The organism is Micromonospora narathiwatensis (assembly GCF_900089605.1).
Classification (GTDB): Bacteria; Actinomycetota; Actinomycetes; order Mycobacteriales; family Micromonosporaceae; genus Micromonospora; species Micromonospora narathiwatensis.
The window spans coordinates 1480309-1501012 of sequence record NZ_LT594324.1 but is presented as its reverse complement, the minus strand read 5'-3'; the positions used below and the strand labels follow the sequence as shown (position 1 = coordinate 1501012).

General features: G+C 69.1%; 25 protein-coding genes. 18 read left to right on the top strand and 7 right to left on the bottom strand.

Going from position 1 to position 20704, the window contains the following annotated elements; genetic code table 11:
• Window positions 1-105 precede the first annotated feature (105 nt).
• Both GA0070621_RS06710 and GA0070621_RS06705 read left to right on the top strand, forming a co-directional pair.
• Window positions 106-876, top strand: a complete 771-nt coding sequence (locus tag GA0070621_RS06710; protein WP_091192400.1) for an ABC transporter ATP-binding protein — start codon at window positions 106-108, stop codon at window positions 874-876.
• Window positions 873-3425 (top strand): ABC transporter permease, encoded by a 2553-nt coding sequence (locus GA0070621_RS06705; protein ID WP_091192398.1) that lies wholly within the window; start codon window positions 873-875, stop codon window positions 3423-3425. The genes GA0070621_RS06710 and GA0070621_RS06705 overlap by 4 nt, the downstream gene beginning before the upstream one ends.
• Window positions 3426-3462: 37 nt before the next feature.
• Here the strand turns inward: GA0070621_RS06705 and GA0070621_RS06700 are convergent, their stop codons facing one another.
• A complete protein-coding gene (locus tag GA0070621_RS06700) occupies window positions 3463-4110 on the bottom strand; it encodes an HAD family hydrolase (protein ID WP_091202099.1) in 648 nt (215 codons plus the stop codon).
• A 192-nt stretch (window positions 4111-4302) separates the two neighbouring features.
• Window positions 4303-4515: a hypothetical protein gene (locus GA0070621_RS06695; RefSeq protein WP_157739876.1), complete on the bottom strand. Its 213-nt coding sequence runs from the start codon at window positions 4513-4515 to the stop codon at window positions 4303-4305.
• Window positions 4516-4662: 147 nt separating this feature from the next.
• Between GA0070621_RS06695 and GA0070621_RS06690 the strand changes: the two genes are divergently transcribed.
• Both GA0070621_RS06690 and GA0070621_RS06685 read left to right on the top strand, forming a co-directional pair.
• Window positions 4663-5064, top strand: a complete 402-nt coding sequence (locus GA0070621_RS06690) for a YciI family protein (RefSeq protein ID WP_091192395.1) — start codon at window positions 4663-4665, stop codon at window positions 5062-5064.
• Between the two features lie 3 nt (window positions 5065-5067).
• A complete protein-coding gene (locus GA0070621_RS06685) occupies window positions 5068-6297 on the top strand; it encodes an RNA polymerase sigma factor (protein ID WP_091192394.1) in 1230 nt (409 codons plus the stop codon).
• Window positions 6298-6312: 15 nt separating this feature from the next.
• Here GA0070621_RS06685 and GA0070621_RS31075 read toward each other — a convergent pair whose 3' ends face one another.
• The 4 genes from GA0070621_RS31075 to GA0070621_RS06670 form a co-directional block, all read right to left on the bottom strand.
• A complete protein-coding gene (locus GA0070621_RS31075) occupies window positions 6313-6435 on the bottom strand; it encodes a hypothetical protein (protein ID WP_269455437.1) in 123 nt (40 codons plus the stop codon).
• A gap of 151 nt (window positions 6436-6586) precedes the next feature.
• Entirely contained in the window at window positions 6587-7447 is an 861-nt protein-coding gene (locus tag GA0070621_RS06680) for an alpha/beta fold hydrolase (RefSeq protein ID WP_091202097.1), read from the bottom strand.
• A 246-nt stretch (window positions 7448-7693) separates the two neighbouring features.
• Window positions 7694-8083 carry a VOC family protein gene (locus GA0070621_RS06675; RefSeq protein WP_091192393.1) on the bottom strand — a complete coding sequence of 130 codons (390 nt, stop codon included), beginning with the start codon at window positions 8081-8083 and terminating at the stop codon, window positions 7694-7696.
• A 13-nt stretch (window positions 8084-8096) separates the two neighbouring features.
• On the bottom strand, window positions 8097-8870 hold the full coding sequence (locus GA0070621_RS06670) for an arsenate reductase/protein-tyrosine-phosphatase family protein (protein ID WP_091192391.1): 774 nt from the start codon (window positions 8868-8870) through the stop codon (window positions 8097-8099).
• Between the two features lie 360 nt (window positions 8871-9230).
• Here GA0070621_RS06670 and GA0070621_RS06665 point away from each other — a divergent pair, with 360 nt between their 5' ends.
• From GA0070621_RS06665 to GA0070621_RS06650, 4 genes are all read left to right on the top strand, one after another.
• Complete coding sequence (locus GA0070621_RS06665; RefSeq protein ID WP_091202095.1) at window positions 9231-9449, top strand: hypothetical protein; 219 nt, start codon at window positions 9231-9233, stop codon at window positions 9447-9449.
• Window positions 9450-9659: 210 nt separating this feature from the next.
• Window positions 9660-10454 (top strand): AbiTii domain-containing protein, encoded by a 795-nt coding sequence (locus GA0070621_RS06660; protein WP_091192390.1) that lies wholly within the window; start codon window positions 9660-9662, stop codon window positions 10452-10454.
• A gap of 411 nt (window positions 10455-10865) precedes the next feature.
• Window positions 10866-11819: a hypothetical protein gene (locus GA0070621_RS29440; RefSeq protein WP_157739875.1), complete on the top strand. Its 954-nt coding sequence runs from the start codon at window positions 10866-10868 to the stop codon at window positions 11817-11819.
• A gap of 646 nt (window positions 11820-12465) precedes the next feature.
• Window positions 12466-13194, top strand: a complete 729-nt coding sequence (locus GA0070621_RS06650; protein WP_157739874.1) for an HAD hydrolase-like protein — start codon at window positions 12466-12468, stop codon at window positions 13192-13194.
• On the opposite strand, the gene GA0070621_RS06645 is transcribed toward GA0070621_RS06650, so the two are convergent.
• The gene (locus GA0070621_RS06645; protein WP_091192386.1) at window positions 13182-13922 is read right to left on the bottom strand and encodes a helix-turn-helix domain-containing protein; all 741 of its coding nucleotides are present in this window, start codon (window positions 13920-13922) and stop codon (window positions 13182-13184) included. The two genes, GA0070621_RS06650 and GA0070621_RS06645, sit on opposite strands and share 13 nt — an antisense overlap.
• 168 nt (window positions 13923-14090) lie before the next feature.
• Between GA0070621_RS06645 and GA0070621_RS06640 the strand changes: the two genes are divergently transcribed.
• From GA0070621_RS06640 to GA0070621_RS06595, 10 genes are all read left to right on the top strand, one after another.
• Window positions 14091-14408, top strand: a complete 318-nt coding sequence (locus tag GA0070621_RS06640) for a hypothetical protein (protein ID WP_091192384.1) — start codon at window positions 14091-14093, stop codon at window positions 14406-14408.
• 276 nt (window positions 14409-14684) lie between these two features.
• The gene (locus GA0070621_RS06635) at window positions 14685-15575 is read left to right on the top strand and encodes a hypothetical protein (RefSeq protein ID WP_091192382.1); all 891 of its coding nucleotides are present in this window, start codon (window positions 14685-14687) and stop codon (window positions 15573-15575) included.
• An 87-nt stretch (window positions 15576-15662) separates the two neighbouring features.
• Window positions 15663-16526 (top strand): FtsK/SpoIIIE domain-containing protein, encoded by an 864-nt coding sequence (locus tag GA0070621_RS06630; RefSeq protein WP_091192381.1) that lies wholly within the window; start codon window positions 15663-15665, stop codon window positions 16524-16526.
• Complete coding sequence (locus GA0070621_RS06625; protein ID WP_091192379.1) at window positions 16523-16732, top strand: hypothetical protein; 210 nt, start codon at window positions 16523-16525, stop codon at window positions 16730-16732. Before GA0070621_RS06630 ends, GA0070621_RS06625 begins: the two co-directional genes overlap by 4 nt.
• Before the next feature lie 87 nt (window positions 16733-16819).
• Entirely contained in the window at window positions 16820-17266 is a 447-nt protein-coding gene (locus GA0070621_RS06620; RefSeq protein WP_091192378.1) for a DUF6197 family protein, read from the top strand.
• Window positions 17263-17562 carry a hypothetical protein gene (locus tag GA0070621_RS06615; RefSeq protein ID WP_091192376.1) on the top strand — a complete coding sequence of 100 codons (300 nt, stop codon included), beginning with the start codon at window positions 17263-17265 and terminating at the stop codon, window positions 17560-17562. The genes GA0070621_RS06620 and GA0070621_RS06615 overlap by 4 nt, the downstream gene beginning before the upstream one ends.
• Window positions 17559-17906 carry an RRQRL motif-containing zinc-binding protein gene (locus tag GA0070621_RS06610; protein WP_091192373.1) on the top strand — a complete coding sequence of 116 codons (348 nt, stop codon included), beginning with the start codon at window positions 17559-17561 and terminating at the stop codon, window positions 17904-17906. The genes GA0070621_RS06615 and GA0070621_RS06610 overlap by 4 nt, the downstream gene beginning before the upstream one ends.
• The gene (locus GA0070621_RS06605; RefSeq protein WP_091192372.1) at window positions 17906-18646 is read left to right on the top strand and encodes a hypothetical protein; all 741 of its coding nucleotides are present in this window, start codon (window positions 17906-17908) and stop codon (window positions 18644-18646) included. The genes GA0070621_RS06610 and GA0070621_RS06605 overlap by 1 nt, the downstream gene beginning before the upstream one ends.
• Window positions 18643-18909: a hypothetical protein gene (locus GA0070621_RS06600; protein ID WP_091192371.1), complete on the top strand. Its 267-nt coding sequence runs from the start codon at window positions 18643-18645 to the stop codon at window positions 18907-18909. Before GA0070621_RS06605 ends, GA0070621_RS06600 begins: the two co-directional genes overlap by 4 nt.
• Window positions 18909-20699 carry a replication initiator gene (locus GA0070621_RS06595; RefSeq protein WP_091192369.1) on the top strand — a complete coding sequence of 597 codons (1791 nt, stop codon included), beginning with the start codon at window positions 18909-18911 and terminating at the stop codon, window positions 20697-20699. Before GA0070621_RS06600 ends, GA0070621_RS06595 begins: the two co-directional genes overlap by 1 nt.
• Window positions 20700-20704 lie beyond the last annotated feature (5 nt).

Sequence of the window (20704 nt, the reverse complement as noted above, 5' to 3'; positions counted from 1 at the left end):
CCCGGGGTCGGACGGATTCCCACTCGGCGGCACCGAGGATGAGAACTGCCGCACCGGCCAGCGGGGGCGGTGCGGATCAGCAGGCAGACGGAAGAGGTAGATGACGTGACCGCGACGATAGGCCGGCAGGCGCAGGCCGCGGCCCGGGCGAACGACGTGTGGAAGGTGTACGGCAGCGGTGAGGCTCAGGTCACCGCGCTGCGGGGGGTGAGCGCCGAGTTCGAACGGGGCCGGTTCACCGCGATCATGGGACCGTCCGGCTCGGGCAAGTCGACGCTGATGCACTGCCTGGCCGGTCTGGACACGGTGACCCGGGGCACCGTGATGGTCGGCGACACCACGGTGACCGGGCTCGGTGACGCCGGGCTGACGAGGCTGCGCCGGGACAAGGTGGGCTTCATCTTCCAGCAGTTCAATCTGCTGCCCACGCTGACCGCCCAGGAGAACATCCTGTTGCCGATGTCGATCGCCGGCCGCAAACCGGATCCGGCCTGGTACGACACGGTGATCAACACGGTCGGCCTGCGGGACCGGCTGGGGCACCGGCCGGCGCAGCTCTCCGGCGGCCAGCAGCAGCGGGTGGCGTGCGCCCGCGCCCTGGTCGCCCGCCCCGAGGTGATCTTCGCGGACGAGCCGACCGGAAACCTGGACTCCCGCTCCGGCGCGGAGGTGCTCAACTTCCTGCGTAACTCGGTTCGCGAGCACGGCCAGACCATCGTGATGGTGACCCACGACCCGACCGCCGCCGCGTACGCCGACCGGGTGGTCTTCCTCGCCGACGGGCAGATCGTCTCCGAGCTGATCGAGCCGACCGCCGACACGGTGCTGGACACCATGAAGAAGCTGGACGCCCCGGCCGAGGTGAACGGCCGATGATTCGGGCAACGCTGAAGAGCCTGTTGGCCCGGAAGCTGCGGCTGATCCTCTCCGGCCTGGCGGTGGTGCTGGGCGTGATGTTCGTCTCCGGCGCGTTCGTGCTGACCGACACTCTCGGCCGTACCTTCGACGCGATCTTCGCCGACGCGTACCAGGGGGTGGACGTCAACGTCGCGGCCAAGCCGAAGATCGCCGTGTCGGAGATGGAGGGCGAGCAGACGTCGCCGCCGCTCCCGGCGGCGACGCTGGACAAGGTCCGCGAGGTGCCCGGGGTGGCCTCGGCCACCGGCGTGGTCGCCGTCGACGGGGCCCGGCTGATCGGCAGCAACGGCAAGGCGGTCGCCTCGTTCGGCCCGCCGCAGCTGGGCGAGAACTGGACCGGCGAGTCCGAGCAGTTGCAGCTGCGCGAGGGGCACGAGCCACGGGCCGACGACGAGATCGTCATCAACCAGGGGCTCGCGACCGCCGGCAAGGTGAAGCTCGGCGACCGGGTGGGGGTGCTCACCCCCCTGGAGCCGAAGCAGGAGTTCACGATCGTCGGGATCACCGGCTACAGCGGCGGCCGCGACTCGATCGGCGGCAGCAGCGAGATCATGTTCACCACCCCGACGGCGCAGCGGCTGATGCTGGGCGAGCCGAACACCTTCAGCAGTGTGACGGTCAAGGCCACCGGCGGGGTCACCGACGACTCGCTGCGCGACGCGGTGGCCGCCGCCGTGGGTGACGGATACGTGGTCAAGACCGGCGAGCAGCTCTCCACCGAGGCCGCGCAGAGCTTCAAGGAGGCCCTGTCCTTCTTCAACCGGATCCTGCTCGGCTTCGCGGCGGTGGCGCTGCTGGTCGGCACGTTCCTGATCCTCAACACCTTCTCGATCATCGTCGCGCAGCGGACCCGTGAGCTGGCCCTGATGCGGGCCGTCGGGGCGAGCCGCCGGCAGATCATCGGCTCGGTGGTGCTGGAGGCCATCGCGGTGGGCCTGATCGCCTCGGTGTTCGGCCTGGCCGCCGGCATCGGCATCGGCGCGCTGCTGGCGTGGGTGTTCGGCAATTTCGCCGGCGGGCTCACCCTGGCCGGGATCGGCGTACCGGCGGCGGCGGTGATCGGCGCGTTCGGGGTCGGCCTGGTGATCACCGTGGTGGCGGCGGTGCTGCCGGCGCTGCGCGCGTCCCGGATCCCGCCGATCGCGGCGATGCAGGACGTGGCCACCCCCGACCGGCCGCTGACCCGGATCACGGTGGCCGGTGCGCTGGTCACCTCGGTCGGCGCCGCGCTGCTCTTCCTCGGGCTCAACGGCAACGCGGGGGACAACACCCTGGCCACCATCCTGAGCGGGGTGCTGTTCGCCTTCATCGGCGTGGCGCTGCTGACCCCGTTGATCAGCCGCCCGGTGGTCTCCCTGCTGGGGGCGATCTTCGCCTGGTCGGTGCCGGGCAAGCTGGGGCGGCTCAACTCCGGGCGCAACCCCCGCCGTACGGCGATCACCGCCGCCGCGCTGATGGTCGGCATCGCCCTGGTCACCGGCGTGACGGTGATCCTGGACTCGGCGAAGGGCAGCATCAGCGCGCTGGCGAAGGACACCATCAAGGCCGAACTGGTGATCGCCGGGACGCAGAGCGGCCCGCGACCGCCGAGCTTCGACCCGGCGGTGCTGGACAAGGCGGCGGCGCTGCCCGGCGTGCAGCTGGTCGACGGCGAGTACGGCGACATGGCCCTGGTCAACGGGGAACGGACCTGGGTGTCGGCGTCCAGCAACGTGGCCGCGTTGGAGCGGATCTTCGGGGCGAAGTCCTCCTCCGGCGACATCAGCCGGCTCACCCCGGAACAGATGCTGGTCAGCTCGGACACGGCGAAGTCACGGAATCTCTCCGTCGGCTCCCAGGTGACCGTGCAGCTGTCCCGCGGTGATGCCCGCACGTACACGGTCAGCGGCATCTACGAGAGCTCGCAGCTGACCAACCCGATGATGCTGCCCCCGCAGGCGGCCCGCGACTTCGCCATCCCGCAGCCGATCCAGGGCTTCGTGCAGCTCGCGCCGGGCGCCCGGGTGGCGGACGTCCAGCCGCAGGTGGAACGGCTGCTCGCGGATTCCCCCGAGGTGTCGGTGGCCGACCGGGACGCCTTCATCAAGCAGCAGACCAGCTCGCTCGACGGGCTGCTCACGATGATCCAGATCCTGCTGGCGCTGGCCATCGTGATCGCGGTGCTGGGCATCGTGAACACCCTGGCGCTGTCGGTGCTGGAACGCACCCGGGAGTTGGGCCTGCTGCGGGCGATCGGGCTGCGCCGGGCGCAGACCATGCGCATGATCACCGTCGAGGCGGTGGTGATCTCGGTGTTCGGCGCGCTGCTGGGCGTCGCGGTCGGCAGCGGCCTGGGCGCCGCCGTGGTCCGGGCCCTGAAGGACGAGGGCATCAAGGACCTGATCCTGCCCTGGGGCCAGATGGCGATCATGCTCGGCCTGGCCGCGATCGTCGGGGTGGTCGCCGCGGTCCTGCCGGCGATCCGGGCCGCCCGGATCAACGTGCTGGGCGCCATCGCCCACGAGTGAGATGAAGGAGGGGCCCCTGACCAAGGGGCCCCTCCTGTCACACCGGCGGGTCGCCGAGCAGCGCCGCGAGCAGCTCCAGGTCCGCCCCGGTCAGGCTCTCCAACTGGTGTACGCCGTCCGTCGGCGGCAGCGGCACCTCGGCCGGTACGGCCAGCACGGCCGCCCCGGCGGCCAGGGCGCTGGCCACCCCGGTCGGCGAGTCCTCGATCGCCACGCACCGCTCGATCGGCACGTCGAGCAGCCGGGCGGCGGTCAGGTACGGCTCCGGGTGCGGCTTGGCCGCGCCCACCTCGTCCCCGCACACCACCGCGTCGAAGCTGTCCCGGCCGAGGGTGTCGAGGGCGACCTCGACCAGCGGTCGGCCGCTGGAGGTGACCAGGGCGGTCGGGATGCCGGCCGTACGGACCGCCCGCAGCAGCGCCAGCGCGCCCGGCCGCCAGCGCAGCCCGGTGCGGAACAGCTCCAGGATCCGCGCGTTGATCCACTCGGCGCTGGCCTGCGGGTCTCGTTCCGGTTGGCCGAGATCGTCGTGCACGATCCGCATCGAGGCGGCCATGCTGGTGCCGATGATCGCCTTGCGGGCCGTCTCCGACAGCTCGCCGCCGTAGACCGCGGCCAGCTCCTGCAACGCGACGTCCCACAGCTTCTCGCTGTCGACCAGGGTGCCGTCCATGTCGAAGAGCACGGCGGCGGGATGCTTGCTGATCAGCGGGGCCTCCTTCACGCGCTGGGCGTACCCGCCGATCCTCCCAGCCGGGTACGGGCCGGCGCCCGGCCCACCCGGCTTGGGTGACCTACGGCATCAGCCCGGTCCGCAGGTGCCCGGCGAGCCCCGCCACGGCCACCGACGGTCCGACGGGCGGCCCGGGTCGCGAGGTCACCAGTTACCCGAACTGAACTGGTTCCGGCGGACCGTGTCGCCCTGGGCGGCGTGGCGCTGTCCCTCGTGCTGCTGGTGGCGGACCTCGGCGTCGCGGACGGCCGTCCGGTCCTCGCCCGCGACGGACCGCGACCGGTCCCGCCAGGACACGAACCCGAACGCCGCCGCGGCCACGGCGACCACCGCCAGCACAATCAGAATCGTCGTCATGCCGTCCACGGTAGGACCGTGGCGCACCCGTCGGAGGCGACCGCAGGGCCCGGGCGGCGCACCTCCCTAGGCTGGTGTCCGGGGCGGCTGCCCGGCTCCGACGTCCCGGGTGAGCGGCGCGACCGACGCCGGCCGAGAGGAGAGACCGTGAAGTATCTGATCATGCTCTACGGCAGCCAGCAGGACTACGACGCCATCGCCGGGCGACCGGGTGACCGGCCGTCGATGAGCCCCGAGCAGATCGCGGCGATGCACGCGCACATGGAGTCGGTCCACAAGGAGTTGGTCGAGTCCGGGGAGCTGGTGGACGCCCAGGGCCTGACCGCCCCGGTGCACGCCCGCCGGGTCCGGCTGCGCGGCGGCGCGCCCGTGGTCACCGACGGCCCGTACGCCGAGACGCAGGAGGTGCTCGCCGGCTACACCGTGGTCGAGTGCGCCAGCTTCGACCGGGCCACCGAGATCGCCGCCCGGTTCGTGAACCCGGACGCCGAGGGCGAGTACGTCGACGTGCGCCCGATCGTGGCTGGCTTCGAAAACCTCCAGGGCTGACCGGTGGCCGACGGCGTCGAGGACCTGCTGCGCGCCCTGGCGCCGCAGGTCCTCGGCGCGCTCGTGCGTCGGTACGGGCATTTCGACACCGCCGAGGACGCCACCCAGGAGGCGCTGCTCGCCGCCGCCCGCGGGTGGCCCGGCACCGGACCGCCCGACGACCCGAAGGCGTGGCTGATCACCGTCGCCTCCCGTCGGCTGACCGATCTGCTCCGTGCCGAACAGGCCCGGCGCCGACGGGAGGACGCCGTCGCCCGCCAGCTTCCGCCGGACCGGTGGCTGGCACCGCCGGCCGACCACGGGTCGGACGACGCCGACGACACGCTGATCCTGCTGTTCCTCTGCTGCCATCCGTCGCTGCCCCCGGCCGGCCAGATCGCGCTCACCCTGCGCGCGGTCGGCGGGCTGAGCACCGCCGAGGTGGCCCGGGCGTTCCTGGTGCCGGAGGCCACCATGACCCGGCGGATCACCCGGGCCAAGCAGCGCATCCGCGACAGCGGCCTGCCGTTCGCGCTGCCCGTCGGCGCGGACCGGGCCACCCGGCTCGACGCCGTGCTGCACGTCCTCTACCTGATCTTCAACGAGGGGTACGCGAGCACCGCCGGGGAACGGCTGCACCGCACGGACCTGCGCGCCGAGGCGATCCGGCTGGCCCGGCTGCTGCACCGGCTCACCGACGACCCGGAGGCGGCCGGGCTGCTGGCGTTGATGCTGCTCACCGACGCGCGTACCCCGGCGCGAACCGGACCGGACGGATCGCTGGTGCCGATGGCCGAGCAGGACCGGCGCCGTTGGCGGGGTGAGCAGATCGCCGAGGGGACCCGGCTCGTCGACGCCGCCCTGCCCCGGGGCGCGGTGGGCCCGTACCAGCTCCAGGCCGCCATCGCCGCCCTGCACGACGAGGCCCCCAGCGTCGAGGCCACCGACTGGCCGCAGATCGTCGCCCTGTACGAGATGCTGCTGGCCGTCGCCGACAACCCGGTGGTACGCCTCAACCACGCGGTGGCGGTGGCCATGGCGCGCGGTCCCCGGGCCGGGCTGCGGCTGCTCGACGCGCTCGGTGCCGACCGTCGGGTCGCCGAGGACCCACGCCGGTACGCCGCCCGCGCGCACCTGCTGGAGCTGGCCGGCGACGCGGAGGCGGCACGGCAGGCGTACCTGGCGGCGGCCCGCCGGTCGATGAACCTGGCCCAGCAGCGCTACCTGCACGCCCGCGCTGCCCGGCTGGGCTGAGCGCGGCGGCAGATCTCAGTCGAGGCCGCGCATGATGTGGGGCTCCCCGTCGTCCTCGCCGAAACAGCGGTGCAGCACCTGGGCCTTGGCCCACAGGTCGAGGCTGCTCGGCGGTTCCTCGGGAGAGTCGGCTGACACACCGACGATCGTGGGTGTGGCCCGCCGAGCCTGGACTGGCGTGTCGTCGGCCATCGTCGTCCCCTTCCCTCGTCACCTTATCTTCGCCGACGCCGCCCGGCGCCGGCATCTTCCGAGCTGTTCAGGTCTCCGAGTGGCCCACACCGTGCAACTACCCCGAGCGGGCCGCTCGACACCGGGACAGGAACTCCTCCACCGACGCCGCGAAGACCGCCGGATCGTCGACCCAGGGGAAGTGGCCGCTCTCCGGCTGGGTCACCATGTCGACGTTGCCGAAGAGAGCGGCGAGCTGCCGCACCGCGGCAGCGGTCGGCCAGATGTCGTGCTCGCCGGCCACGAGGAGGGTCGGCACGGTGAACTCCGCCAGGCGTGCGGGAAGCGCCGGGTCGGGTTCGAACCCCGCGTAGAACCCGTCGGTGGCGGCCGACGCGAACTGGGCGGGCTCGGCCGCGGCCTGCGCCTGAGCCGCGGAACTCCAGCGACCGTACAGCAGCGGCGCCGCCTGCCACCGGTACCGCTGTTGCTCCTCCGGGGTCGTCGGCTCGGCGTGCAGCGCCGCCACCGCGGCTGCGTGCCACGGCTCGTGCGCCCGCCGGGCCAGCACGCTGTCGACGTCGAGGTCCGAGGGCAACCCGACCACCCGCAACGACGGGGCGACCAGCACCAGGTGGGTCAGCCGCCCGGGGTGTCGGGCCGCGTAGAGCAGGCAGGTCCCGCCGCTGGCGGAGTGCCCGAAGAGGTCCATGCGGTCGAAGCCCAGGTGCTGCCGCAGTGCCTCCACGTCATCGAGGAGGCGGTCGACCCGATAGGTGGCGGGGTCGGCGGGAACGCGCGACGCGCCGGTGCCCCGGTTGTCCAGCAGGATCAGGGTACGGCGACTGCCGAGCCCGCCCAGCTCGCCCAGGTATTCCACCGCCTGCCCGGGGCCACCGGGGATGCACACCAGCGGCGGCCCGGAGCCGACCGCTCGGTACGCCAGTTCGGTGCCGTCCCAGGACCTGAAGCTCTCCACGGCGATGATCGTGCCACTCACGCCCCCTGAGGAGTTCGGGTGCCGGGCCCGCCGGAACGTCACGAACGAGTTGCAGCTTGAACCTCGACCGACGGGATCGCCTCCGCCGTCGCCCGGGTGGTCGCCGCCAGCGGAAGCGCCCCGGACGCAAACCTGCGCCGCGACGCGCTCTCACCTCTTGTGACAGTCCGTTGCTGTCCACGCCCGTCCGTGGGCGTGCGTTCCCGTCGTCACTCGGTTAGTCACTCACGAAGGCCGGTGGGCGGGTTGGAACAATTCGATGAGGTTGCCGGCAGGGTCGGTGAGCAGGATCTGGCGTCCACCGGGGCCGCTGATCAGGTCGCTGCGGAATGGTAGGCCGGCGGCGTGCAGTCGGTCGATTTCAGCGTCGAGGTCGTCGACGGTCAGGTGGATCCTGTTGCGGCCGGCGGTGGTGGCGTCGGCGGGGGTGGCACGAGCGCCGGAGCTAGCCGGCCCGGACAGCAGCAGTCGCAGCGGGCCGCGGACCACGTCGGCGAAGGCGGGCGCGGCGCTGGTGTTCAGGGTGAAGCCGAGATGGGTGGTGTAGAAGTCGACGGCGGCTTGGACGTCATCAACGAGGTAGCGAACACTGGCGTACTGGTCGGATGCTGTCACGGCTGAACCTCCTTCATGAACGATTTGCGTTGAGGACTGGCAGCAGGTGCCTGATGCGGGTGTCGATGTCGGCTGCGGCGTGCTGGAAGGCGGGGTAGCTGACCTGGTCGGTGTCGCCGGCAGCGGCGGGGTCGGGAATGCTCCAGTGCACGCGCCGGGGATGCTCCGGGAAGTCAGGAAGAACCTCGCGGGCCTTGTCACACAGGCTGATCACGTAGTCGAAGCGGCGACCGGTCACCGTGTCGAAGTGCCGGGGGCGCTGCCCAGCGGTGTCGATGCCGAACTCGTCATGCAGGACCCGGACAGCGTTGGGATGAAGGCGGGCCTTGGGGCGGCTGCCGGCGCTGACCGATTCGGCCTGGCCGCCGGTGCGGTGGCGTAGCAGCGCCTCAGCGACCGGTGAACGAGCGCTGTTGCCCGTGCACAGGAACAGCACGCGGACGCGGGGAGATCGCCGCAGGTCAACCGGGGGTGTCCGTGGCGCCGACTCCCGGTGCAGCTCCGGGTGCAGCGCGGCTCCGGCATCGGCCAGTGCGTCCGCGCAGCGATCCAGGTCCAGGTGGTAGTAGCTGTCGCGGCCGTCGAAGCTGCTGCGCGTGGCGGTGACCAGTCCACCGTCTCGTAGCAGCCGCAGGTGATAGGAGACGAGGTTCTGCGACTCACCCGTCCGTGCCACCAATTCCCGGACTCGGTAGTCGCTGACCGCGAGTTCAGTCAGCAGTCGCCACCTCAGCGGATGGGCGGCCAAGCGCACGAACGCCGGGGTGGTTTGACTCGACGACGCCATGATCGACAGAATACATCAAGTCAATTTGATTGAATACTCTGCGTGAGGGTGGGCAATGGTGTCCGCGTCGCAGCCGCGTCACGAGGAGTTGCGGCGGCTGCGGATGGTCGATGCGGCCACTTGCCCCGACTATTTGGCGTTGTATTGATGAAAGGTAAGGGCATAGTCGATCAACGCGGACAAGATGCCGCCTGAGCTGCCCGTTCATTGGTGGTCGATGGTCAACGTTCGTTGCTCTTGGTCCACCTCTGACGGCCTGGATACGGCCTGATCTTGGGGCTTCCCTCGGTGGTACGCCAGGACGCCCGATCGTCACCCAGGGGTCTCCACGGCGGCGGCTACCTGCTGGATACTGCCTTGATGCCCCAGAAGACAGAGTCCTTCCCCTCGCGGCACTTCTCGCAGAGCAATCCTGAAGGGCCGGGCCAGGGCGACGTCCCGGCCCTACTGCGTCGGGTCGCCGACTCGATCGAGGCGCTCGGACAGGTGTGGGTCCAAGACCTGGTCCTGCACAACGAGGTCACGGCCGATGGGGACTGGTACTCAGTCACGGTCTACTTCCGCGAGGAGTTCGAGTAGCGCAGCTTGCCCCACGACCCGGCTGCTCACCACGACCCCTCGCTTGTAAGTTCTGGGCGCTCCGTTCGGCGAGGTCCGTTCACGTCTACCGCCTCGGGCGGCTGTCCATGACCGGCCGCTGACGGCTGCCCTCGTCTCGGACGGTTGCTGTCAGCGTTGCTGTCGTCCCCGGGCCGCAGCCCACGGTAGCCAGAATGACACTATGGAGCCATGACGGATCTGGTGCAGCGGCGGCTGAATTCGATCGAGGACGACCTTCTGAACGGCTCGCCCCTGCCCGACTGTCTGCGCAAGTGCATTGCGCTCGGTGCGGATCTCCGTTCGGCTCCTCTACGAGAGTGGGCGCAGAGGGAGTTGACCGGGTACCCCGCCGAAGTGGAGCCGCCGGCATATCGCAAGGTCCCCGGGGGTTTGGCCGCTGATCTGAGGGCCGGGGGCAGAATCGCCAAGGTCACGTCGATCAACAACGTACCCGCGTCAGTTCGAGAGCAACTGAGCGCCATGGGTGGTCGCTGCGACGTTCGCGCAGGCGTAGCTGAGGTGGAGGCCATGGCCGCTCACGCGGACGCGCACTGGGCCGGATCAGTGCACTTGCCTGTGCCCTGCGCCGAAGAAGTCAAGTCACACCTCAACAAGGCAACCTCAGCGGGCGCGTACATCGACGATGTGTACTGGAACGTAAGTGCCTCAGTCTTTCGCGGCTTGATCGACCAGGTTCGCACCACGGCTGTGTCGATCCTGACCGAGATCCGGGTCGAGTCTGCCGAGGTAGGTATGTCAGGTACCGAGGCCGCCAGCAACGCCATCCACCTGCATGTAGAAGGCGGGAGTCGGCATAGCATCAACGTCACCACGAATAAATCGGTCCACGGCCACGCGGGCACCGCTTCTGCAGGCGACAACGAAGCCGTACGGTGGACCAAGCGACAGACGTACTGGACCGTCCTCGGCGTTGTCGTAGCGATCGCCGCCTTGTACATGGCGTATCTGCAGCTCAGAGGCTGAGACAGGCGGCCGGCCAACGCCCGCTGCTCAGCCGAAGTAGAGGAGTGCGCTTAGCGTGCCACCGCCTAGGCGGAGCCGCGTCCTCAGACGTTGAAGCGGAACTTGGAGCCGCTACCCCGCAACCAGCGGCAACGCCGCTCAATGCCTGCTCACACGGCGTCACGGGCTGCCATGGTTGGTCACTGGTTCACGACGTTCCACGGTGTCTGGTGCCCCCAGTGTGCCCCACACCGCTCTCAGGCTATGCGCTTCAGGAGGCAGCGCAGGGCCGGCATTCCATAGAGAACGGCCGCGAGGTTGGTAGAAACCGCTGCCGGGGTAGTGAAGAATGACGGAGAAGAGCCGACAGCAACCAACCCGCTGTGGACCGATTTACGGTCAATACCGCAGCGACGGGCGGAGGGGTTCCCAGTGGATAGCAAGACTGCCACCGATCCGACGAATGAGGACATCCTTTCCGCCCTGGATCAAACAGGATTTCTTCTTGAGCAACGAGTCTATCGCCTCTTTGAGGAGCATTCGAGCTTCGATGACGTCCGCATTAGCGTCCCTTACACAGATCCCGATACGGGAAAGTCACGAGAGATCGATGTTGTTGCCGACTATGGAGCCTTTGTAGGCGACCGCAATATGGCATGCCCGTGGGTCTCCGCTGACATTATTGTTGAATGCAAGAATACCGATAACCCTTTCATTGTAGTGGGAAGAGATGTCGCACCCGAAGCGGCCCTCTACAGGTTCGACAACGTATATGTGCCGGTTTTCGATCCCCTTCGACTCGGCTGGAACCGAGGACCCTACTCGGCGGCCTTTCTCCTCAATTCTGGCTCCCTTCTTGGTCGAGCATTCGAAGGGGGCTTCGAGGGCAACCAACTCGTCCGCCTGAACAGGCAGAGCGGCAAGTGGCGCGCCGACAACAACAGTGTCTACGACAGCATTGTCATGCCGCTGATCAAGGCCACTGTGTCACTGATGGAGAAGCCGAGTTACGAGCCCGAAGATGAACATCCCACCTACCACCTGTACTTCCCGATACTCGTAACCAACGGTCCTGTCTATACGGTCTCCATCGGCCAGGAGAGCCCGTCCGTTAGGCGCGTCCCATGGGCTCCGGTCGTCCGACATCTAAGCGATGGGACCAAGACCAAGAAATACCTGATCGAGGTTGTCGAATTCAGCCAGCTTGAAAACTACATCAATGAGCGCGCCCTGCGATTTGTGCACAGCGTCGAACAAACCTTGGCATCGAAGGCAAGGATGTTCAATCCTTTCTGGCTGAGAAAGCAGTATGGGGATCCGAGCAGGATTGCCGAATTCGAGACGTGGCTCGATCTGTTCAGCAAGAGAACTGGAATTAGGGAGTAGTCCGACCTGAAGCGCTCAGCCATCCCGTCTGCCGTCGACCCGCCCTCCTGGGGAGCGGGCCGCCGCCCGGCCCGCCACGTCAAGCGGACCTTGACGGCTCGTACGGACGCTGGCGGGTCGGGCGGTGGTCTGCTCGGCTCGCCCGGGTCGACGGTGGGCGGGATGGCCTACCGCAACCACCCACGGACCGTGACCCGCCGACGGTGCCCCGGCCATCCTGGAGCCGGAGCGCCCCCGCCGGAGGCGCAGTAACCGCAACCCCGCGACCGCCGCCAGTTCGCCGACGCGGCCGGCGTCCGCTCCCCTACGCCGCGCGGGCTCGTGGCCGCGCGGCCCGGCCGGCTGCCGGCCCACCACACCACCCATCAACGATCTGTCGTTCTGCGGCGGCCCACCGGGCTCCCCGCTCTCCGCGCCAGCCGCCGGGCGTCAGGCGTGACGGCCGCAGAGCGACAGCGGCAGCGGCCGGCGCGCGCCCAGGCGGCGGCGCGTGCGGCCCGTCAAGGGCCGCCTTGAAGACGTACAGAAACTTTGAACCACATCGCCGGCAGCCCGGCCGGACCGGCCCTGCTCATCAGTGGCCCCGCAAGTGCTACCGGGTCGTTCGTCCCGTGTGGTTATCGGAGGTAGCTGCGATGATGGCAGCGTGACCACGCCGAAGACGCTGATCCTCTGGGACGTCGACCACACGCTGATCGAGAACGGCGGCGTCAGCAAAGAGACCTACGCGCTCGCCTTCGAGCTGATGATCGGCATGCCGCCGACCGTTCGGCCTCAGACGGACGGACGCACTGACCAGTCCATCATGGCGGAGCTGTTCGCGGCTAACGGTGTCGACGTTACCCAGGCCCACCGTGACCGCCTCTTTCCGACGCTCGTCGCGGCCATGACGCAGAACGCCGACGCGCTTCGGCTTCGCGGCCACGCTCTGCCTGGTGCCGAGGCTGCCCTGACCGCCGTCGGCCAAGACCCAGCCTTCGTCCAATCCGTGTTGACAGGCAATATCCCTGAGAACGCATTCACCAAGCTGGCGACCTTCGGGCTGCACAGGCATCTTGACTTCGAGGTCGGCGGCTTCGGGTCGGACAGCATGGTTCGAGCCGACCTGGTGGCGGCTTCCCAGACCAAAGCCAGCCGCAAGTACGACACCGAGTTCGACCGTGGTAACACAATCCTCGTTGGCGACACGACGCGTGACGTAGAAGCGGGCGTCAAGGGTGGAGCTCGCGTCCTCGCCGTTGCTACCGGCGTCGACTCAGTAGAGGCTCTACGGGAGGCCGGCGCTGACCTGGTCCTGGCGGACCTTGCCGATACGGAGCTGGTCCTGCGTTCTCTTCACCGACTCACGAACGCATCGGCCCCCTACGGCTCGTAAGGCTTGGACTCTTCCCAGATGCGCTCAAAGCTAGTCGCGTAGGTGTCGAACAGGTCTGTCGAGCTGTTGCAACGCCGCAGGTGAAGAATCGGAGCCATGTAGCCGTACGTCCCGAAGATGTGCTGGTTGATCAGCATTTGATCATCGAAGCGAAAGATAGAGTTGTAGAGCGTCGTGGTGTGAACGTGAAAGTCGATACCCGCGACGCCGACCAAGGGACGGTAGTAGGCAAGAGCCATCCGGACGCGTCCGTCGATGGCGTCGAATAGCCGTTCTTCTCGGCCCCTCAGCTTTAGCTCCGGCGTCCCCGGTTCTCCGAGGGCAATCCGCACCTTCACACCCTTGCTGGCCTTGTACTTGATGATCTCGATGGACTCCGGGTTCTCCTCGGGCAGGAAAAGACTGGCGAAAGCAACGAGGTCCAACCGTTCGTGAGTGCTGAGCAGGAGGTCTGACCAGAGCTGCTTTGGCGACTCGGAACGGTGAGGATAGAAGCCCACGACCTCGGCCGATGCCCCAGCGGCTTGCGGGCGCTCCAAGTCCGGCCAGAGCCAGCTCATGGGCACGTCAAGCAGCTTCGCCGCGCGTTGGGCCGTGCTCTGGTGCGGAACGCGTCCCGTCGTTATCCAGCGCTGAACCGTCTTTGGGTCAACCCCTAGATCTTCGGCGAACGTGCGCTCGGTGTGGTTGTTGCTTCGCAAAGCATTCCGTAGCCGCTCGTTTGCCATCGTCAATCTCCAAGAGGACGCGGAAGGGACGCTAGAGGGACACTATAGCCCCGCCTCACCGTCCTGAGAAGACTGTCTCTTGTGGTTACCGTGTCCTATCGCTTGCGGTTTCCTGGTTGCAGGGCAAGTCATCCAACAGAGGATGCGCCTAGACACAGGAGGTCTGTTGTGAAGCTGTACGTGGACACCAAGGCGAAGCAGGTGACGGTGTCGAAGGACCCGGAGCCGAAGAACGACCAGAACGGCAATCAGCGGTCGGAGAAGAACACTGGCCGGCTCATGTGGTCGACCCAGGTCTTCGTTCTCGACGAGACGGGCGGTGAGGTCATCACCATCACCACGGCGGGTGAGAAGCCGGGCGTGATGGTGGGGCAGCTCATCGAGGTCGAGCAGTTGGAGGCCATTCCGTGGGCGACCAACGGGCGCAACGGCGTCGCGTTCCGTGCGATCTCGCTGAAGCCGAAGGCTGGTTCGGCGGCCAAGTAGTCCTTCACACATCGGCTGTGTGAAGCCTGCGCGGTGTCTCACCTCTAGCGGCCTAGTGGTCCGCTGATCCAACGGTCCGGGAGTGGTTCCGACTCCTACATTCCCGGTCTGGTCACCACCAGTGGTGGTGACATCCCCCGCAAGAGCTGGCGCGGGGTCGGTCCGACTCCTACATCGCCGACCCCGTGCCCTCCAACTCATCCCGCCCATTACCTGGGAGGACTCGTCGTGTCCAAGTCTAGCCCTCGCCGGTTCGCCGGCAAGACAACCGGAACGGTGACGGTCATCGAGGCCAGGGTTCACCGTTCCAGTGCGCGGAACGCCCGGTTGGCGTTCGTCCTCACCGCCGTCGTGGTCGGTGTTCTCGCGGCCGTGGTGGCCGCGTCGTACTGGCACCCGATCGTGGCTCTGATCGTGGGTGCCCTGGTCGGTGTCCCGTGCGGTGCGGCTGCCTGGCTGCTCGTACGGGTGTGGCCGGTGCTGCGGCTGCTGTGGTGGTGGTCCACCGAGGTTCTTCTCTCGGCTGGGCTGCTGACCGGTTGGGTGCAGCTTGCGGGCCACACGCCGATGCTGGTGACGCTGCTCGTCGTTGCCCTGGCCGTCGGCGTTCCTGCCGGCGTTCCCGCGATTCGCCGCCTGGTGGTCGCCTGGGCGTGGTGCCTGATCGTCCGGCATCGGCTGCGGGTGTGCTTCGCGCAGTTCATCATCGCCAACCAGTCCGGAAGCCTGCCGCTGATCCTGTGGGCCAAACCCACCCCGGTCGGTGAGCGGGTGTGGGTGTACCTGCGCCCGGGTCTGTCGGTCAAGGACCTGGAAGGCCGGCTCGACAAGATCGCCGTGACCTGTCACGCCTCCACCGTGCTCATCGAGCGCGCTACGGAGAACAACGCCGCCTATGTGCGGTTCGACATCAAGCGCCGCGAGGTGCTTACCGCCAACGTGGGCTCCCCGCTGGTCGAGGCCATCGACCGCAACGCGCCCGTCTCGGCATCGCCGTTGACGGTGCCCACCGCTCTGGACTTGCCGGACGTCGACGCGCCGACGATCACCCTCCCGGCCCAGAGCAAGCCGGCGAAGAAGCCGGCCACCACCACGACCGCCAACGGCAGCAAGCCCGCGGCTGATTCGTCGTCCGCGCCGGACGACGACGTTTCCGACTGGATCTGACCCCAAACCCAACCGGGACGCGAGGAGCCGCCTTCGGCTCGTTCGTGTGGCTTCTCGCGCCCACCAACCGCCCAAGGAGGGCACACCATGACCACCACGATTCCCGCCCCCGCCGCTGGGGTGCCGGTGGGTCCTGGCCTGTCGATGTTCGACCCGATCTTCATCGGGATCGACGAGTTCGGCCAGCCCGTCTACCTGGATGTCATCTACCGCAACATCCTGATTGCCGGTGAGCCGGGCGGCGGCAAGTCCGGCCTGGTCAACAACATCTGCGGCCACGGCGCACTGTGCGACAACACCCGCCTCGTGCTCTTCGACGCCAAACTCGTCGAACTCGGCCCCTGGCGCGACCTGGCCGATGCGTTCATCGGCCCCGACATTGACCAGGGCATCGAGGTGCTGCGTCGCCTCCTGGTCGTGGCCACCAACCGCTACACCTGGCTCCTGGCGAACCGGCGCCGCAAGCTCGCCCCCGGCGACGGCATGTCGGTCATCGTCACCATCATCGACGAACTCGCCATGTACTCCACCGTGCTCGGCACCAAGACCCAGCAGGAAGAGTTCTCCGCCCTCCTGCGGGGCCTGGTCTCCCTCGGCCGGGCCTGCGGGATGCCCGTCGTCGCCGCGACGCAGCGGCCTTCGTGGGACATCATCCCCGCCAGCCTGCGGGACCTGTTCGGCTACCGGGCCGCGTTCCGCTGCACCTCGCTGAACAGCTCGAACATCATCCTCGGCCAAGGCTGGGCCGAACAGGGCTACACCGCCTCCGACATCTCACCCACCAACCAGGGCGCGGCCTACCTCCTCGCCGAAGGCGGCGTACCCCGCCGCATCAAGGCCGCCTACCTCACCGACACCGACATCTACAACATCGCCGACTACGCCGCCTGGACCCGCCGCCCCACCAACACGCCGGCCGGCAACCCGACCGAGTGGGAGATCGCGGCATGACCATCCGAGAGCGCACCTACGCCCGCGCCAACAACCAGCGGGCCGCGCAGTACACCGAACTGTGGATCATCGGCCGTCCCGAGGACATCGCCGCGATGGTCCAGGTCGCCTCCGCCAGCGGCCGACTCGTCTACATCTCCCCGCCGACCCGCATGGGCGGCGACGACACCCGCCACCGCCGCTACCTGCGGCTGCGCACCAACTGAAACGGCCGACAGGACCGGACAACGCCTGGCAGCAACTGCCGGTCCTGCCGACCTCCCACCAAGCCCTTCTGAAAGGACGTGGCTGCCATGAAGGCTACCCACCAACCGCCCACCCTCGCGCCGGTCACCCCGGCCGACCTGCTGCGGATGGCTGCCCTCTACCTACGCCGGCACGGCTGGCACCAGGGCACCTACTACAACAACCTGCTCCCCGCCGACTTCCCCACCCCGCCGGCCTGCGCCGTCGGGGCCATCGGCATGGCCTGCGCCGGCCACCGCGTCGAGCACTTCTACGGCCTCGACCTCGACACCCAGGTCACCTTCCGGCAGGCCGTCGGCGTCCTCACCACCTACCTCGACGACTGCGAGCCCATCTGCGTCGTCGACGAGGACGGCCACCTGCTCGACGAGCACACCTCCCCCTACTCGTGGAACGACGACCCGGCCCGCACCGCCGAGCAGGTCATCACCGCCCTTGAGAAGGCCGCTGACGAGTGGGACCGCCTCCACACCGAGGGAGGCGCAAACGCATGAGCACTGTCAAGCCGACCTTGACGCCCTGCGTCCCGCGCCAGAAGCGACGGGACGTCGTCGAGAACGACGAGTTCGCGGCCTTCGCCCGCCGCATCATCCGCGCCCACGGCCGCCGCGTCGCCACCGGCGACGTGGAAGCCCTCCGCGACCTGGTCGCCCTGTCGGCCAACCTCGACGACGCCATCGGCGACGCCGTCATCGGGCTGCGGACGTTCGGCTACTCGTGGGCCGAAATCGGCCAGCGGCTGGGGATCTCCCGGCAGGCCGCCCAGCAGCGCTGGGGAGGCCAGCAATGACCACCACCATCTACGACCCGGCCGGCACCGTGACCGGTTTCCCGACCTTCCCCTTCCGGATGGCCCCTGCCGGCCTGGCTACTCGTCGGCAACTGCGTGCCGCCGGCCTTCGACCCGGAGGGCATGACCCGGTCGCCCAGATCGTCTGGCGGCGCGGCAAGCGCGTCGCCTACCTCTACCGCCTCGACCTCGCCGCACCCAAACGGGTTGCTACGCCCGCCCAGCGGGAGGCCATCGCCAAGGCCCTACGCGCCCGCCGCACCTGCCGGCACTGCGACCAGGTGAGGCCCTACTACATCCCTCGCCGTACCGGCTCCTGCCTCGACTGCACCGGAGGTCACTGATGACCACCACCGCCACGACCCGGGGCACCCGCATCGAGGGTGTCGTCCTGGTCCTCATCCTCATCACCGTCGCCGGCTTCGCCGGTGCCGCCTCCTTCACCCACGTCAAGGACTGGACCCTCGCCAACTCCCCCACCGGCACCGGCGAGTGGTTCGGCTGGGCCAACGCCGTCATCTCCGAACTCGTCCCCATCGCCGCCCTGCTGACCATCCGCCGACGCCGCCGGACCGGCACATCCATCAGCTACCCGCTGCTGCTGCTCATCGCCGCCGCCGGCCTCTCCCTCGCCGCACAACTCGCGGTCGCCAAACCCAGCGCCTCCGGCTGGCTCCTCTCGGCCGTCCCGGCCCTGGCCTTTATGGCCCTGGTCAAACTTGTCCTCGCCCCCGCACCTACCACGCGGGAAACCACGCCGCCGGCTGTCGAGCCGGTCGAGCCGATCCGGGTCCAGGTGGCCGAGCAGGTCACCGAGCCGGCACCGCCGGCCGCCATCACCCCCGCACCCGAACCGACCCCGGCCACCGTGCCGGCCGTGGTCGAGCCGGAACCTGTCACCGTGCCGGCCCCGGAGCCGGTCGACGTCCCTACCCACCTGCTGCCCATGGCCCGCTTCGCCGCCGTGCAGCACGAACAATCCACCGGCACCCCGATCACGCCCGCCGAGCTGGCCAACCGCCTCGACGTCGCCCCGGCCGTCGCCGGGCAACTCCTCACCACCCTTACCGGTGGTGCCCGATGACCATCTACCTCGTCGACGTCGAGCAGGTCATCCACACCTGCCCCGCTCACGCCGAGCCGCACCCGTACGACATCCGCCGGACCGTCGTCGACGTCATCCCCGGCGGACCCTGCCGGGCACCGGTCACCATCCGCTGCGGGCAAATGACCGCCACCATCCCGTGTCACCGGCACGAGCCGGCCAAGCGCCAGTGCGGCGCCTGCCGGGTCATCGTCACCGAACGCACCATCACCAACCACCACCCTGCCGGGGTGGCGGCTTGATGGCCTCGGCGCTGGACCTCACCCCCCGCGCTTCGGCCCGGGGGGTGGGCTCGAACGCCGACACCATCGTCTACGGCTACACCGCCGCCGGCTCCGCCTTCGAACGGGCCACCCGGCCGGACTACTTCGGCTGGATCGAACACGTCCGCGCCGCCGGCGGCTGCACCCGCCCCATCCGCCTCGCCGGGCAGCTCCTCACCGTCGACCCCGCCACCGGCCGCGTCCTCGACCAGCGGCACACCGACGGCATGCCCGACTCGGTCATCTACACCGCCTGCGGCAACCGCCGCGCCACCGTCTGCCCGTCCTGCGCCCACACCTACCAACGCGACGCCTTCCAACTCCTGCGCGCCGGCCTCGTCGGCGGCAAAGGCGTCCCCGAGACGGTCGCCGAGCATCCGGCCGTGTTCGCCACCTTCACCGCCCCGTCCTTCGGGCCGGTCCACGCCCGGGTCGTGCGCAAGCACACCTGCGGCAACCGCAAGCGCTGCGACTGCCGCGCCGAACCCTGCCACGCCCGCCGCACCACCGACCCGACCGCCGGCCTCTGCCCCCACGGCCGCCCCTCGGTTTGCTGGGCGAGGCACGAGCAGGGTGACGCCGTCCTTGGCCGGCCGTTGTGCCTGGACTGCTACGACCACGACCACCAGGCCGTGTGGAACCTGTTCTCCGGCGAACTGTGGCACCGCACCAAGCAAGCCGCAGAACGCTGGCTCGCCAAACTCGCCCGCCGACGCGGCATCCCCAAGGCTGAGATCATCACCGCCTCCGGCAAAACCCGGAAGGTCGCCCCCGTGCGGCTGTCACCCGGGAAGGTCGCCGAACTCCAAGCCCGGGGCGCGGTCCACTTCCACGCCATCGCCCGACTCGACGGCGTCAACCCCACCGACCCTGACGCGGTCGTCCCACCACCGGCCGGGTTCACCACCGATGACCTCGTCGACGCGCTCCGCCACGCCGCCGGACAGGTCGCGTTCCACACCCCGCCACACCCCGACCAGCCCGACGGGTGGCTCATCGCCTGGGGCGAGCAGCTCGACATCCGACCGATCACCACCACGGGAACCGGCGAGGTCACTGACGGCCTGGTCGCCGGCTACCTTGCCAAGTACGCCACCAAAAGCACCGAGGCCACCGGGCACACCTCCACCCGCCTGACTGCCGACTCGATCGGGGACTACGCCGACCCCGACGGCGACCACACCGCCCGCCTCATCGACGCCTGCTGGCGCATCGGCCGACCCACCGCAACCCCGGTCCCCCTGTCCGAGCGGCCCCGTGAGCCTCGGCCTCGGCCCGGCTTCGTCGACCGCTGGGAGTGCCCCGACTGCGGCACCCACACCCGCTACCCGGCCTGCCCCGTCTGCGTCGCCGAACGTCAAGCCGCCCTTGACACCGAACCGACGAAACCCGCGACGGGCAACCCCTACGCCCGGCTACGGCGATGGGCTCACATGCTCGGCTACGGCGGCCACTTCCTCACCAAAGGCCGCCGCTACTCCGTCACCTTCCAACTCCTACGGGACACCCGCGTCAGCTATCGGCGGCACGAGGGCCAGGCCCACGAGCACCCCACCGCCGGCGGCCCACCCACCGAACAGCCCGACGAGGAAACAACGCTCATCGTCGGCACCCTCACCTTCGCCGGCGTCGGCTGGCACACCACCGGAGACGCCCTCCTCGCCAACACCGCCGCCGCCCTCGCCCGCGAACGACGAACCACCGGCCGCGAAGAACTCGCCCACGAACTCACCACCACCCCGGCCGGCACCGCGCCCGCTGCCGCTTGACCCCT

Coding starts and splice junctions, on each gene's coding strand:
- GA0070621_RS06705 (WP_091192398.1), top strand. CDS start 873: ATGATTCGGGCAACGCTGAAGAGCCTGTTGGCCCGGAAGCTGCGGCTG.
- GA0070621_RS06695 (WP_157739876.1), bottom strand. CDS start 4,515: ATGACGACGATTCTGATTGTGCTGGCGGTGGTCGCCGTGGCCGCGGCG.
- GA0070621_RS06670 (WP_091192391.1), bottom strand. CDS start 8,870: ATGGCGTCGTCGAGTCAAACCACCCCGGCGTTCGTGCGCTTGGCCGCC.
- GA0070621_RS06665 (WP_091202095.1), top strand. CDS start 9,231: ATGCCCCAGAAGACAGAGTCCTTCCCCTCGCGGCACTTCTCGCAGAGC.
- GA0070621_RS06660 (WP_091192390.1), top strand. CDS start 9,660: ATGACGGATCTGGTGCAGCGGCGGCTGAATTCGATCGAGGACGACCTT.
- GA0070621_RS06645 (WP_091192386.1), bottom strand. CDS start 13,922: ATGGCAAACGAGCGGCTACGGAATGCTTTGCGAAGCAACAACCACACC.
- GA0070621_RS06630 (WP_091192381.1), top strand. CDS start 15,663: ATGACCACCACGATTCCCGCCCCCGCCGCTGGGGTGCCGGTGGGTCCT.
- GA0070621_RS06625 (WP_091192379.1), top strand. CDS start 16,523: ATGACCATCCGAGAGCGCACCTACGCCCGCGCCAACAACCAGCGGGCC.
- GA0070621_RS06620 (WP_091192378.1), top strand. CDS start 16,820: ATGAAGGCTACCCACCAACCGCCCACCCTCGCGCCGGTCACCCCGGCC.
- GA0070621_RS06615 (WP_091192376.1), top strand. CDS start 17,263: ATGAGCACTGTCAAGCCGACCTTGACGCCCTGCGTCCCGCGCCAGAAG.
- GA0070621_RS06610 (WP_091192373.1), top strand. CDS start 17,559: ATGACCACCACCATCTACGACCCGGCCGGCACCGTGACCGGTTTCCCG.
- GA0070621_RS06605 (WP_091192372.1), top strand. CDS start 17,906: ATGACCACCACCGCCACGACCCGGGGCACCCGCATCGAGGGTGTCGTC.
- GA0070621_RS06600 (WP_091192371.1), top strand. CDS start 18,643: ATGACCATCTACCTCGTCGACGTCGAGCAGGTCATCCACACCTGCCCC.
- GA0070621_RS06595 (WP_091192369.1), top strand. CDS start 18,909: ATGGCCTCGGCGCTGGACCTCACCCCCCGCGCTTCGGCCCGGGGGGTG.